Raw genomic sequence first — 14,716 nt, forward strand, 5'->3', positions numbered from 1 at the left:
ATACCTATTCGATAACACGTCTAAAAGGAGGAAGGGCATCAATTAATGATTTGCCATAACGTTTAGTGACCAAACGACGGTCTAAAATGGTCACTCGGCCATAATCTTGCTCATTTCGTAACAGTCGGCCACAACTTTGGACTAATTTACGTGAAGCATCGGGAATTGTCAGCTGTAAAAATGGGTTACCGCCTTTTACTTTTACATATTCGGCGTGAGCTTGTTCTACCGGTGATGTAGGAACCGCAAACGGGAGCTTGGTGATGATCAAGTTTGTTAAATAGTCTCCCGGTAAATCAAGGCCCTCAGAAAAACTGCCGGTGCCGAAAATAACACTGGGTAGCCCCTCATCACAACGTTTTTTGTGTTGCGTTAATATTTGCTGGCGCGGGATTGCACCTTGAACAAAAAGCTGGTCCTTAGGGATTTTACCTTCGACGAATTCAACCACTTTGTCCATTTGCCAATATGATGCAAACAGCACTAAGGTGGCCATTTCACCATCGATTAATGTCACAATATGTTGTGCCAGTTCGGCGGTGTAATTATCGTTGGTAGGTTCATTAACCATTTGAGGAATGAATAAGGTTGCATTATTCTCATAGTCAAAAGGCGATAGTAAGGCTAAAAAGCGACTGCCATCGTTGATTGATAATCCGACTTGGTGGGCAAAATGGTTGAAGCTATTTAACGCCCGCAGCGTGGCACTGCACAATACCACTCCAGCAGCCTTTTGCCATAACATGGATTCAAGCATAAAGCCGACTTCTATGGGTGATGAACAAAATAAATAATCTTGTTGTTTGCCGGTAATTAACTCCGCCCAACGTGCCATAGGCGCGCCTTTTTTGCTGTCTTCTTTGGCCATCATCTTCCATAGCTTATGTAAGTTATCTAGCCTTTGTAAGATGAAGCCGGTTTCAGACAATAACCCTTCCGACTGATGTTTAGGCACCTCACCATCTTTGATGGCTTCATTTAAGACTGAGACCACTTTATTAAATTGCTTTACCGCGGCGCCGGATGCCGTCGCAAGATTTTCTGCCTGTATTAATAATGATTGCGGTAACTTACCGTGTTCAAAACGAAGCCTAGATTCAGGATTGGCAAATAGCTGGGGTTGAGTATCACAATAATGAGCAACTTGGGTCAGTAAATTGGTTAATTCTGTGGCGTGATCGAGCATCGCTTGAACTGGAGCGATAATATGGGTGGTTTTAAGTTGATTTTGTAATTTTGAACAGGTTTTTGATGCCTTATCTAACCAATCGCATGCTCCCCGCAGTGTCGCTTGCGCACTGGAGAAATCTCTGGCAACAAGGGGCAGGTGATGAGCTTCGTCGATGACATAAAACATGTCTTCTGGTTCAGGTAAAATGACGCCACCGCCGAGCTCTAAATCGGCAAATAGCAGGCTGTGGTTAACAATTAATACATCCCAAGTGTCGACATCTTCACGGGCTTTATGAAACGGACAATTATGGTGAGCCGACACTTGACGATGGCAACTGTGCTTATCACAACAAATTTGTTGCCATAAAAAATCAGGAATAGGATGCTCTAAGGTATCTATTTCGCCATTCCAGCGTTTTTGATGAAAATCTTGATGTAATTTTTGTAATTCATTAATTTGACTCTGATCGGGTTTAGTTTGCCACATGGCTATTTGTGAGCTGTCTTGTGCACCAATCATGGCTTCAAGTTTGGCTAAACACACATAGCGTTGACGACCTTTGACTAAACCAAACTTAAACTCAATACCTGATTGTTGTAAAAAATAAGGCAGATCCTTATGAAGTAATTGTTCTTGAAGTGCTACGGTTGCACTGGCAATGCAGACTTTCTTTTTACTGGCGATAGCTAAAGGTATCGTGCCTAATATATAGGACAAGGATTTACCAATACCCGTACCCGCCTCAACCACAATAATACGACGGTCTTTGTCATACTCACCTGCTAAAGTTTTAGATATTTCCGCTACCATATAGTTTTGTTCGCGACGAGAACGAAATTGCGGCATAGATGCGGCAATTTCTTTATAAATGGTGCGAATTTGACTTTTTATATTATCCGCTAGCATAGGAAGTATGATTTCTACATAGACTGAATTATGCTGTACATAATAACAGTGAATTAGCATGCCACGAAGTAATAAATCAAATTGAGTAAACTTGTGCAGGAATTCAAACCCGTAGTGAAGCCGACAAATCATCAACCTACTTATACCAATGTGATGGGACAAGTATTAACTCGCCATGCCATTTATCGTCATGGGCAATTAGTCCTCCAGTATTATATCAAAACCGCTCAGGGTCCTGTCTTAGCTGAACTTTATCACAGTGAGGTGATATGTTTTTGCCGTCAACAAGATGTCAATCAATTAATTAACACCGTCGGTTTTGCGCTTAAAGCGCAATCGATATCACTGATGAGCTTTGCCCATGAGCCCATTAGTGCCTTGTATCTTAAGTCAAATACGCAATTAAAATTACTCAGTCGCATTGCTAATGATGTCGGTATTAGTTTATTTGAAGCCGATATAAGGCCTGAGCAACGCTACCTTATTGAGCGTTTTATCGCCTTAGATATTGAATGCATAGGGCATTATCAAGAGGTTAATCCCGCTTCAACCATTCCAGTGTTATCGATTAATCGTGCCAGAAAAATGCCCACAAACCCACTTGCCTCGATACCGTTGAAGATGATTTCGTTGGATTTTGAGTGCAGTTTTGCCGGCGAACTCTATTCGGTTGGTTTGTATGGTGCCGATTATCAATGCGTGTTTATGGTGGGCGAACCACAACCAGAGTGTCATGACTTTATCATTTGGGTTAAGGATGAAGTTGAACTTATCCATCGATTAATTGCGTGGTTTAGCGACTATGATCCCGATATTATTATCGGCTGGGCTGTGGTGACCTTTGATTTAGCCTTGTTGTTCAAACGCTGTGTTTTACATCAAATTCCATTAATCATAGGCCGAGGTAATAGCGAACTGAGTTGGAAAGTGGCCGACAAATATCGACCTGAGACATTATCTCTACCTGGGCGTGTAGTCTTAGATGGTATTGATTGGCTTAAAGCCGCGTTTTATCAATTTGATAGCTTTTCGTTAGAGACGGTTTCGCGGCAATTATTGGCTGAAGGTAAAGCCATTGACCATGTTGAAAATCGTGGTCAACAAATTACTCATTTGTTTGAGCAAGATAAAAATGCACTGGCTTTTTATAACATGACTGATTGTCGCTTAGTGTGGGATATTTTTGAAAAAACCCAACTATTAGATTTTGCACTTGAACGCGCTAAGTTAACCGGCTTGGAGTTTGGCCGCGTTGGCGCATCGATTGCGGCATTTTATCATTTGTATCTACCACACTTACATCGAAGTGGCTTTGTGGCACCAGCATTCCCCGCAAGTGAAGGGTTAGAAAGCCCTGGCGGCTATGTGATGTCCTCTATCCCGGGTTATTATAAAGATGTCTTAGTATTAGACTTTAAAAGCCTGTATCCGTCGATTATCAGAACATTCCTTATCGATCCTAAAGGCTTAGTCGAAGGGTTACATGCGACAAATTTACATAATGATACCACCGCCGTGGATGGCTATTTAGGCGCTAAATTTAGCCGGGACAAGCCCATTTTACCGGCATTAGTCGCCAGCCTTGCAGAACAAAGAGAGCGGGCTAAACGTGATAAAAATGCCCCTTTATCGCAAGCGATAAAAATTATTATGAATTCATTATATGGCGTGCTTGGCTCTCGAGGCTGCGTATTTCATGATGCAAAATTAGCCAGTTCTATTACCATGCGCGGTCATCAAATAATGAAACTGACCAAACAATGGATAGAAGAATGCGGCTATCAGGTGATTTATGGTGATACTGATTCCACATTTGTGTGGTTAGGGAATAATCATGGCATCAAAGATATTCAAGCCGTCGGTAAACACCTGTCGGTATCAATTACTCAACGTTGGCTTGATTGGTGCGCACAAGAATACCAATTAAGCAGTTATCTAGAACTCGAATTTGAAACACATTTTGAACAGTTTATTATGCCCACGCTTAGGGGCTCAGATGAAGGCAGCAAAAAGCGTTATGTCGGTGCGGTGTTCAATGATGAGCAACAATTGAAGCTGACTTTTAAAGGCATGGAGCAGGTGAGAAGTGATTGGAGCCCGATAGCGCGTAGGATGCAATATCATTTGTATGAACTGTTTTTCAAAGGTGAGGATATCATTGATTACCTGAGCAATGAGATCGCGGCCATTAACAATGGTGCCAGAGACGATGAACTCATTTTTAAAAAGCGCTTAAGACGCAACGTTGAAGATTATACCGCTAAATCATCACCCCATGTAAAAGCGGCTAAACAGCTTGGTGAAATTTTAGGCGACGTCAACGTTACTCGAAAAGGTCAACAAATCCGCTACATCATGACTCTTACTGGTGCCCAAGCCATTGAAGCAAAACCACAAAATATTGATTATGAATATTACATTAGTAAACAAATTAAACCCATCGCAGAGCCTATTTTGCAACTGTGTGGACATAGCTTTGACTCACTGGTAAATAATCAACTCATATTGCTTTAAGTTTACTAACCTAAGCCTCTACTTTATGTCTTTTAGCGCGAGATAAAATGAGCTGTCTTTTTCTTTGTATTAATTAACAATTTATTAAGTACAGGGGGATTAAGCATCGTTTGATAGCTGAAATCTGACTATCTAAAGTTATGGTAGATCCCGCCGGATACAAAATGTTAAACAACTGCTACTTATCCCTATTATGAACAGTTAACATTTTTTATGTTCGCCATAATAATAAAAAAAATATCAACTTCGAAGAAATCGTAAAGCAAAACATGATGTTAGGTTTTTTATTTGGATTTGGATATTTATTTTATTTGAACATGATTTATTTCAAGCTGTTGTTTAAATTGATAAAAAAAACTCTCTGTTCATATTTATTAACAGCTTTAGTTGTTACATTTGATTAACTTTTGCGCTTATGGTGTTTCAAATGTTGATTAGTTGTATTAAATGTGATTTTATTGCACCTGCAATTGAGTGTTTGTAGTCAATTCGTTGCAAGCCCTCATTCGATAGACACCTAAAATGGTCGTCAATATTATAAGAAAGACATAAAAGTCCAGGGAGATAGACAATGCATAAGAACGTATTAGCTAAATCAGTGCGCTTAGCACTGATCGGTGGTGTAGCTGCAACTGCAACTGCATTCGCTGCACCAGTAGCTTTTGCTGCTGAAGATGGCGCAAAAGTAGAACGTATCGAGGTAACTGGTTCACGTATTAAGCGTTCTGACCTTGAAGGCGCTTCGCCAGTTACCGTAATTACAACGGAAGATATGAAGATGGAAGGTAACTTTACAGTTGCTGACGCACTTCGTAACAGTAACTTAAACTCTTTCGGTTCATTCTCTGAGCGTTCAGGTAGTTCTGCACAATCGCAAGCAACGATTAACTTACGTGGTGCTGGTTCAAGCCGTACCCTAGTACTTATCGATGGTAAGCGTTTCCCAGGTTCACCAACGCTAGGTGGTGCATCTGCTAACTTGAACGCTATCCCAATGGCCGCAGTAGAACGTATTGAAATTTTAACTGACGGTGCATCTTCTACTTATGGTTCTGACGCGATTGCTGGTGTTGTTAACATCATCATGAAAAAGAACTATCAAGGTATTGAATTCAACGTTGGTGGTGGCTCACGTGACCAAGACGGTGGTTTGACAAGTAAAGAATTCTCGGTTGTCGCTGGTTATCAAATGGACAAAGGTAACATTACTTTCTCATTTGACCACCAAGACCGTAAAGGGATCTCTGACGCAGACCGTCCATATACGGCAGCAAGCATGACAGACTTCAATGGTGATGGTGAAATCCAAGCCTATGAAGAAACTGCTGGTTGGAGTATCTATGGCGCAACAGTTGCGGCACCTGATTTCTCTACTACTCAAGCATCACTATTATGTGATGACTTAGAATCAGAATACGGTTCAAATGTATTCCAAACTGTTAAAGCAGACAACGATTGGGGTGGAGCTGGTTCTACTTACTGTATGTATGCGTTTGCTAACGTTTCTTATAACAAAGCCTCTACAGAGCGTAATACAGTCTATGTTGATGCTAACTATGAAATTGCTGAAGACGTAGAATGGTTTGGCCGTGTTATGGTAACTCAAGGTAACTCGTTTGGTCGTTATGCGCCTCCAGCTGCAGCTTGGAATAGCATGGCTGCAGACAACCCGCATAACCCATATGGTGAGGAAACTACTGGTTACTTCCGTTGGGTTGGTATTGGTACTCGTGATGGTAACGTAGACGATTATAACCAAGATTACCTTACCGGTTTACGCGGTACTATCAGTGCACTAAACGATGCTGAGTGGGAAGTTTACTACCATCACAATATCGCCGATAACAAGTCTATCGGTGAGTACTACTTAAGCTATGCCGGTCTTGCTTATAACCAAGCAAATGATATTGATTTAGGTTCTGAAGCTGGCATCAATAATATGAAAGCTACAACCTTAACTCAAGGTCGTGCCACATTTGATCAGTACAGTGCAGGTCTTGGTTTTGATGCGTTTGAATTACCTGCTGGTGCCGTTGCACATTATGTCGGTATGGAATATTTTGACCAACAGTATAGTGAAGTGTATGACGCTCAGTCAGAAGCTGGCTTGATTGGTGGTAGCGCGGGTAACTCTGCAGGCGGCGATCGTCAAGTATGGGCAATGTTCTATGAAGCGGTTCTACCGATAACAGATGACGTTGAATTAAACCTTGCGGCTCGCTACGATGATTACAGTGATTTTGGTAATAACTTTGCGCCTAAGGCCTCTGTTCGCTGGCAAGCACTGGAAAACGTTGTCGTACGTGCGTCGTACTCTGAAGCGTTCCGTGCTCCAGCATTAGATCAGTTATATGCGGCAACCACATTCAGCGCTGAAAGTGGTAAAGATTATCCATTCTGTCAACAATCAGGTACTTCTGATGCCGATTGTAGCGAAAAACAGTACGATACTTACATTCGTGCTAACGATACCCTAGGTCCAGAAACGTCAGAATACATCAACTTTGGTGTAGCATGGGATATCATTGATGACATCGGTATTAAGGTTGATTACTTTAACCTCAATATTGATGATGTAATCAGTCAACGTACTAACACCAACGTAATGCGTGGTATTGCTGCGGGTACGCTGGAAGAAAATGAAACTTTCTATGTTAACCGTGCTCCAACTACGGATGGTTCATTAGGTCGTGCTTTAGAAATTGGTACTGGTTACGGTAACACTGACAAGTTAGAGATTACTGGTATAGATGTCGCGTTAAACGCGAAGTTTGAAACAGCAATTGGTGATATTGGCTTTAACTGGAACAACAGCTTCGTGCTAGAATACATCGAAGAAGTTGAAGCTGGCGGTGAAGCGATTGATACGGCTGGTTGGAATGGTTCACCAGACTATAAGTCTAACTTTACCACTAACTACAGCATGGGTGACCATCGTGTATCTTGGAACATGAGCTACACAGCTTCTACTTATGAAGATGATGACACAGGTAACTTAGATTCTTGGTTAATCCACAATCTAAGTTATGTGTATGATGCGGGTAACTATGGTTCACTACTGTTAGGCATCAATAACCTAACAGATGAAGATCCAGTGTTGAGCTCTTTTGGTACATACGATAACGCTGATCTGTATAACAACTACGGTCGTGAATATCGTGCAAGTTATACTCTTAAGTTCTAAATTCTAATAGCTCATTAATTAGATACAAGAAAGGCTCCTTCGGGAGCCTTTTTATTTAGTCTATTATGAACCCTCAGCTAGGATAATAAACGATTATTAAACCGCTCTTTGTCCTGCGGTCTGCGTTGCTTTGACTTGTCATCGACACGCGATTAACACATAAATGTGGCTTATTAGCAAAACTAATGGCAAGTTTGATATTGTGGACTTGAAATAAACCCGTTGTTATCGATTTACCTCATCTCCCATCTCGAGTTGAGGTTATTTAGCAATATGTTGTGATTAATTGAGGAGATCAAATGAATAATCACTGGAGTGAATATTGGCAACAAGGACACACAACTTCATTCGGTGAGGCAATATCAGGTAATTATGAAGGGATATTGAAAAGTGTTTGGCAACCGATATTTAATGGTCTAAATGAAGATTTTTTGGTAGTCGATGTTGGCACGGGTAATGGCTCTTTACCTCTTTTATTGCGTGACGGATTATTAACCAGTGAGTTAACCGGTAAAGTGATTGGTGTAGATTTAGCTGAAGTCAGTTTAGTTAACTCGGAAAATCAAAACGGCCATAAAATCGACATAGCCTTAATGTCTAATACTCGCTGTGAACAACTCCCTCTTGAATCAAATTCTGTTGACCTTTATATATCTCAATTTGGTTTTGAGTATTCAAACGTTGAAAAGTCACTTGAAGAAGCGACTAGAGTGTTAAAAGATGGCGGTCAGTTTGGCATTGTTTTTCATCATAGCCGTTCAATGATCCTTAACCGAAATAGAAAGATTTTAACCTTAATAGAAAAAGAAGAAGTTAATTTACTGATTAATTGTTTAACTAAAATGGCCAATGCCATGGGCAATATCACTAGTCAAAAAGATGTTGAGCGAATTAAGAAAGACCCTAAATGTGAAGATATTAGAGCAGAAATTAATCATTTGATTAAATTGTTAGTCGTTTTCGATGAAGCCGCTGCCCAGGATTCTGATTTAATGCGTTTTGTGGCTGAATTTTTTAAGGCCGGCTTATTTTGGCCTGTTACAAAAAAATTGCAATTTATTGAATTTATTACAATACAAATGGAAACGTTAAGACTACGATTAACTGAATTGATCAATGCTTCTTTTGATGAATCTAAATTGGCAATCTTTGTCGATAAACTCTACCAAAACAATATGATGTTAAATGAACTTAAAGTACTTAAAAGTGAACAAAATGAAGTTTTAAGTTGGTATTTACATGCTACAAAATTTATTTATCAATTAGAAAGTAGATAAATAGAAGGTAAAGTTGTGTTGCCGTATTTTTGTAACTAACTGAATGAAAACAAATAATTTTTTTATATTAGCATTAAATTATCACGCATTTATGTTAAAGACGTTTGATTATTAACCTTTCGTCAACATTGACCGCTTTAACTGTTCTTTCCAGTAGTTTTTAAACTTTGTAAATGTTGACATAGGTCGACATTTTGTGAAATGATGCCAGCGGGTCTACACTTTAACCGGTGTAGAAAAGGGAAGAAAAACTAACAATCACAAGAAAAAGACGTACTTAGTTGAAGTAACATTGATTAACAATTTTAGATCAAGGTTATTTTGCAGAGTTGAACTTTTTAATTCACTTCAAATTGGTTGGGAACTATGTCCAAGGTAAGCAATAGAACAAAAATCGCTACTGCACTTGTTGGCGCTCTGGCTTTAGCTGGTAGCAACTTCGTTGTTGCAGGCCCTCTCGCTGAGGTTCAAAAAGCCGATAGCAGTCTTAATGCTGCATCAGCTGCGTCACAAAAGAAAGTCGACAAATATTTCGACCAAGCACAAGACATGCTTTTTGAGTATAGCAACGTTGCTGATGAGCGTGAATCACTGGCATCATACAATGATTACGTTGCGGGCTTAGTAGCTGATCAACAAAATTCACTAGATTTAATTCAGACTGATATCAACGGCGTAGATAAACTTCGCCAGGGTGTTGTGCCATTAATGTTTAAAATGGTCGATGCTTTAGAGCAGTTTGTTAATTTAGATTTACCTTTTAATTCGGAAGTTCGTCATAACCGAGTTGAAAATCTAAAAGATATCCTTAATACCGCAGAAGTTACATTGGCAGAGAAATATCGTCTAATACTTGATGCTTATAGCATTGAGCGTGAGTATGGTAATTTTGTTGCAGTTCATACAGGTAAGCTAGACCTAGACGGCAAAGAAGTCTTAGTTGATTTCTTTAATTTAGGCCGTGTTGCTCTCTATGCCCAGAGTTTAGATCAGAAAATAGCATGGATGTATGATGCTGATGCGAAAACCTGGAATAAGTTAGAAGACAGCTATCTACGCGACATCACGAAAGGTATTCGTATTGCTCGTAAGCAAGGCGCATTAGACCTATTCGCATTACCAATTCCTGCTGCGGAGACTGCACAATAATGAAGAAGTTAATTACATCAGTGCTACTGGCTGCAACTTTCTCTTTAACAGCTGGTATGGTTTATGCTGCAGATGCACCAAAAACTATCGACCAATTGTTACAACAAGTTAAAGCAGACCGAGCTAGCGAAGGTAAGTCAAACGTTAAGCGTGAAAAAGAGTTTCAGGCTGAGCGTGGTGATAAAGCCGCATTGCTTAAACGTGAAAAAGATGCTTTATCTGCTGAAAAGCAACGCGGTAAAGATTTAAACCAAGCCTTCTTAGATAACGAGCGTAAAATTGCTCAGTTAGAAGAAGACTTAAAAACTGCTCAAGGTGACTTGGGTGAGATGTTTGGTGTTGTTAAAGGCGAAGCCGGTGATTTTTCTGGTAAGCTAGCCGCGTCTAACATCAGTGCTCAGTACCCTGGTCGCGATACTTTTATTGCTGAACTAGGTGCACGTAAATCACTGCCTAAAATTGAAGAGTTAGAGCAATTTTGGGAAGCACAATTATTTGAAATGGTTGAGTCAGGTAAAGTTGTTAAATTCGATGGTGATGTTACGGCCATTGACGGTAGCGTAGTGAATACTGCTATTCACCGCGTCGGTCCTTTTAACTTAACGGCCGAAGGTAAATATGTTGTTTACAAACCTGATCTTGGTTTAATTCAGCAATTATCACAGCAGCCTGAAGGCTACCAAGTGAGCGCTGTTGATTCGTGGGAGAACACCACTTCAGGTGTCGCTCCTTTTTATATCGATCCGGCCCGCGGCGTGTTATTAAACATCTTTACTAATAAAGCTAGTATAGAAGATCGTTTAGAAGCCGGTGGTACTATTGGTTATATCATTCTTACCTTGTTAGCAATCGGTGCGTTAATTGCTGTTGAGCGTTTAGTGACTCTGACTCTTGTTGGCGGTAAAGTTAATCGTCAGCGTAAGAGCATCGAAAACCCTGGCAACAATCCTCTAGGCCGTATCTTAAAAGTATATCAATCGAATAAAGACGTTGATGTTGAAACGCTTGAACTCAAACTTGATGAAGCTATCTTAAAAGAAACACCCGCTTTAGAAGCGCGTATTTCAATTATCAAAGTGATTGCGGCTATTGCTCCTATGATGGGTCTATTGGGTACGGTTACCGGTATGATCGCAACCTTCCAATCTATTCAATTATTCGGTACTGGTGACCCTAAATTGATGGCTGGTGGTATTTCTATGGCGCTTATTACTACTGTTCAAGGTCTTATTGCTGCATTGCCTCTAATGCTGTTACACGCAATCGTAGTTGCTCGTAGTAAGTCTATCGTTCAAATTCTTGAAGAGCAAAGTGCTGGTATTATTGCAGAACATGCTGAGAAGAGGGCTGACTAATGATGCTAATCCTGATGGACGTATGGGATTCCGTCAGGGGCTTCATGGCCTCGGGAGGCGATGTCCTCTGGTTGGTTGCAGCAGTGCTATTCCTGATGTGGGTGTTAATGCTTGAGCGTTATTGGTATCTAAATTGGATATCACCAAAACAACATCAAGCCGTGATAGCCTCTTGGGAAGCAAGAGAAGAGACAACTTCTTGGCATGCTCACCGTATCCGTGAAGCTTGGATATCCCAAGCGAGACAAGATTTGAATGCACGTATGCTGTTAATCAAAACCTTAGTAGCCATTTGTCCAATGATTGGTTTATTAGGTACTGTAACCGGTATGATTTCAGTATTCGATGTGATGGCAATTCAGGGGACGAGTAATGCTCGTTTAATGGCTGCTGGTATCTCTATGGCTACAATGCCGACAATGGCAGGAATGGTTGCGGCGCTATCGGGTGTGTTCTTTAGCACGCGTTTAGACTCAAAAATGAGAATCAGTTTAGAAAAGCTAAAAGACAGCATGCCTCACCATTAGAGAGAGATTGAACATGGCACGTAAGAAGCATTCCACTATGGAAGAGGAAGCGCAAATTGATATGACTCCGATGCTAGACATCGTGTTTATCATGCTGATTTTCTTCATTGTAACAACATCGTTTGTTAAGCCATCAGGCTTAGACTACAACAAGCCGAAAGCGTCACAGGCTACGTCTAAACCATCGGCAAACATCTTTATTGGCATCAGCAAAAATGGTGTCATTATGATGGAAAACCGTCAGGTTGATATCGAACGTGTAACGGCTAACGTAGAGCGTATGTTAGCTGAAGCACCTGAAGCAGCTGTATTGATTCAAGCAGACAAAGACTCTTTACATGGTTTAGTCGTTAAAGTACTTGATAACGTTAAAGCGGCCGGTATTGACAAAATTTCAGTATCAGCGGGGAATGACTAATATGCTAAGAGCACTCGTATCAATAATCATTGGTGCTGCAGTGACTTTTGGGCTGTTTGCTTTCATGGCTTTTCTGGTCGGTGGTGGTGCACAACGCAACGCTGACTCAGAGGAAACCCCTGTTATTGAAATTACGATGGATAAACAGGATTCGAAGGCACAGAAAAAACCAAGGGTTACACCTAAGCCACCTCCACCACCGGAGCAGCCGCCTAAGCCGGATACTACTCCGCCTGATACATCATCTAATATTGATACCAATATGGCGTTCAATATGGGTGGTATAGAATCTGGTGGGCCCAGTACTGGTTTTAAACTCGGTAACATGATGACCCGCGATGGTGATGCTACCCCTATTGTTCGTATTGAGCCTCAGTATCCGATTGCTGCTGCTCGTGATGGTAAAGAGGGTTGGGTTCAACTTAGCTTTACAATCAACGAACTCGGTGGTGTCGATGATGTTTCTATTATCAAGGCTGAACCTAGACGTTTATTCGATCGTGAAGCAATTCGTGCATTGAAAAAATGGAAATACAAGCCAAAGATTGTTGATGGTAAGCCATTAAAACAAACAGGTATGAAAGTACAGCTTGACTTCACACTAGAGAAAGGGAGGTAGATAATGCGTAAAGTTACTAGTATCGCTACAGTGTTATTACTTTCAGTCTGTGGAAGTGCATTGCTGTCTAACTCTGTAGTTGCTGCTGAAAAGTGTGAAATTGACACCCGTCAATCTCGTGCTGTGGGCGATAGCGCTGCAAAAAAAGTTCAAAAATCTTTTAAAGCGTATACAGAAGGTAATTTAGACGAAGCAATTGCAATTTTGCTTGAAGCTAATGCTAGAAACGATTTCGACAAAGCGTATGTCGATCGTATGTTAGGTAACTTCTATGCTGAAAAAGGTCAGATGAAAACAGCTATCAAGTTTTTAAAGACTGCTGTAGATGCTGACATTCTTGGTGGTACCGATCATGCTGCAACAATGCGTTTGTATGCTGATTTGTTACTACAAGAAAAAAAGTTTAAAGAAGCAATTCCATATTATTATAAGTGGATGGACTTTACCTGTAACTCTGATGCGCAAATGTATCGCAGAATTGGTATTGCCCACACTGAGTTAAAAGAATGGAATAAAGTGCTTCAAGTTGCTGATAAGGGATTATCTTTATCTGAAACACCTGATAAAGGTCTGTATCAGATGAAGTTAACTGCTTACTTTAACCAGAAAAAGTACAATGAAGCCGTAAAAGTATTAGAAACTATGGTGCCGTTGTTCCAAGACGATAAACGTCTCTGGGTTCAGTTGGCTCAATTTTACTTGATGACTGAAAACTATGATAAATCACTCGCAACATACGATTTGGCATACAAGAATGGCTTTTTAGAGACAGACAGTAACATTACTCGTTTGACTCAATTGTTAGCTCAAAAAGGCGCGCCTTATAAAGCTGCTACGATTTTTGAAAAGCACATGAAGTCAGGCCTTATTGCTGAAAACGAGAAGAGTTTTTCAACACTTGCTGGTTTTTATCATAATGCTAAAGAGTTAAAAGAAGCCGCTTACTATTATGGTAAAGCAGCTGCTGTTAACAACGAGGGTGATTTGTTTTTAAAACAAGGTCGCATCCTTTCTTTAGACCAAAAGTATCTAGATGCCATTCCTGTGCTTAAAAAAGCACTTGATGCAGGCATTGATAATCCTGGCGAAGCTCAATTTGAGTTAGCTTTATCATACTTAAGCCTTAAAAAGTACAAGTCTGCTTATCAGCGTGCACTACTTGCCGCAAAAGATGAAAAGACTGAACGTAGTGCTAAGAGCTATATTTCTTACATCAAAGAAAAAGCCCGTATTCACAACGTAACACTTTAATCTAAGCTTGATTTAAAAAGCCCCTTTTAGGGGCTTTTTTATTAGCTAGTAAAAATAATAGAGTCATTTTTTTGGCCCGCTTATTTTATTGTGTGAATAGGTTGAATATTACAGCGTGAAATCTACCGAGCGACGTTAGGGTACTATTAATTGTTAGTTTGTGTGTTTTTTGTTGAAGTTTTGTTTCTTGTAAAGCTAGCCAAAGATACAATGGTTGTAACTTGTCGATTTTAAGACTTTTTCATTTAGATTGAATCGCTGCAATGGGATAAATCAGACCACTAATATTAAGCCTTTGACTCTATTAGGGTAACAAGGCGTGAGTTAATTTGTGTTAAGGAA

Annotated in this window: 10 protein-coding genes; 9 read left to right on the plus strand and 1 reads right to left on the minus strand. The window is 40.3% G+C overall.

Annotation, left to right across the window (positions count from 1 at the left end; translation table 11 throughout):
* Positions 1-4: 4 nt before the first annotated feature.
* Positions 5-2,080, minus strand: a complete 2,076-nt coding sequence (gene dinG, locus EGC80_RS12790; RefSeq protein WP_101034627.1) for an ATP-dependent DNA helicase DinG — start codon at positions 2,078-2,080, stop codon at positions 5-7.
* Positions 2,081-2,194: 114 nt separating this feature from the next.
* Between dinG and EGC80_RS12795 the strand changes: the two genes are divergently transcribed.
* The 9 genes from EGC80_RS12795 (at position 2,195) to EGC80_RS12835 (ending at position 14,374) form a co-directional block, all read left to right on the plus strand.
* The gene (locus tag EGC80_RS12795) at positions 2,195-4,594 is read left to right on the plus strand and encodes a DNA polymerase II (RefSeq protein ID WP_372491454.1); all 2,400 of its coding nucleotides are present in this window, start codon (positions 2,195-2,197) and stop codon (positions 4,592-4,594) included.
* A 571-nt stretch (positions 4,595-5,165) separates the two neighbouring features.
* Positions 5,166-7,778, plus strand: a complete 2,613-nt coding sequence (locus EGC80_RS12800) for a TonB-dependent receptor domain-containing protein (protein ID WP_101030289.1) — start codon at positions 5,166-5,168, stop codon at positions 7,776-7,778.
* 299 nt (positions 7,779-8,077) lie between these two features.
* Complete coding sequence (locus tag EGC80_RS12805) at positions 8,078-9,055, plus strand: class I SAM-dependent methyltransferase (RefSeq protein WP_124013398.1); 978 nt, start codon at positions 8,078-8,080, stop codon at positions 9,053-9,055.
* A 366-nt stretch (positions 9,056-9,421) separates the two neighbouring features.
* Complete coding sequence (locus EGC80_RS12810; protein ID WP_124693485.1) at positions 9,422-10,204, plus strand: DUF3450 domain-containing protein; 783 nt, start codon at positions 9,422-9,424, stop codon at positions 10,202-10,204.
* The gene (locus tag EGC80_RS12815; protein WP_101030292.1) at positions 10,204-11,559 is read left to right on the plus strand and encodes a MotA/TolQ/ExbB proton channel family protein; all 1,356 of its coding nucleotides are present in this window, start codon (positions 10,204-10,206) and stop codon (positions 11,557-11,559) included. Before EGC80_RS12810 ends, EGC80_RS12815 begins: the two co-directional genes overlap by 1 nt.
* Entirely contained in the window at positions 11,559-12,086 is a 528-nt protein-coding gene (locus tag EGC80_RS12820) for a MotA/TolQ/ExbB proton channel family protein (protein WP_101030293.1), read from the plus strand. Before EGC80_RS12815 ends, EGC80_RS12820 begins: the two co-directional genes overlap by 1 nt.
* A gap of 13 nt (positions 12,087-12,099) precedes the next feature.
* Positions 12,100-12,504 (plus strand): ExbD/TolR family protein, encoded by a 405-nt coding sequence (locus EGC80_RS12825; RefSeq protein WP_101030294.1) that lies wholly within the window; start codon positions 12,100-12,102, stop codon positions 12,502-12,504.
* Between the two features lies 1 nt (position 12,505).
* On the plus strand, positions 12,506-13,123 hold the full coding sequence (locus tag EGC80_RS12830) for an energy transducer TonB (RefSeq protein ID WP_101030295.1): 618 nt from the start codon (positions 12,506-12,508) through the stop codon (positions 13,121-13,123).
* A 3-nt stretch (positions 13,124-13,126) separates the two neighbouring features.
* Positions 13,127-14,374 (plus strand): tetratricopeptide repeat protein, encoded by a 1,248-nt coding sequence (locus EGC80_RS12835; protein ID WP_101030296.1) that lies wholly within the window; start codon positions 13,127-13,129, stop codon positions 14,372-14,374.
* The last annotated feature ends 342 nt before the right edge of the window (positions 14,375-14,716 follow it).

The organism is Shewanella psychromarinicola, assembly GCF_003855155.1.
Classification (GTDB): domain Bacteria; phylum Pseudomonadota; class Gammaproteobacteria; order Enterobacterales; family Shewanellaceae; genus Shewanella; species Shewanella psychromarinicola.

What these genes read in the sequence shown, in the direction of transcription:
- dinG (WP_101034627.1), bottom strand. Translation starts at nt 2,080, where the DNA reads ATGCTAGCGGATAATATAAAAAGTCAAATTCGCACCATTTATAAAGAA.
- EGC80_RS12800 (WP_101030289.1), top strand. Translation starts at nt 5,166, where the DNA reads ATGCATAAGAACGTATTAGCTAAATCAGTGCGCTTAGCACTGATCGGT.
- EGC80_RS12805 (WP_124013398.1), top strand. Translation starts at nt 8,078, where the DNA reads ATGAATAATCACTGGAGTGAATATTGGCAACAAGGACACACAACTTCA.
- EGC80_RS12810 (WP_124693485.1), top strand. Translation starts at nt 9,422, where the DNA reads ATGTCCAAGGTAAGCAATAGAACAAAAATCGCTACTGCACTTGTTGGC.
- EGC80_RS12815 (WP_101030292.1), top strand. Translation starts at nt 10,204, where the DNA reads ATGAAGAAGTTAATTACATCAGTGCTACTGGCTGCAACTTTCTCTTTA.
- EGC80_RS12820 (WP_101030293.1), top strand. Translation starts at nt 11,559, where the DNA reads ATGATGCTAATCCTGATGGACGTATGGGATTCCGTCAGGGGCTTCATG.
- EGC80_RS12825 (WP_101030294.1), top strand. Translation starts at nt 12,100, where the DNA reads ATGGCACGTAAGAAGCATTCCACTATGGAAGAGGAAGCGCAAATTGAT.
- EGC80_RS12830 (WP_101030295.1), top strand. Translation starts at nt 12,506, where the DNA reads ATGCTAAGAGCACTCGTATCAATAATCATTGGTGCTGCAGTGACTTTT.
- EGC80_RS12835 (WP_101030296.1), top strand. Translation starts at nt 13,127, where the DNA reads ATGCGTAAAGTTACTAGTATCGCTACAGTGTTATTACTTTCAGTCTGT.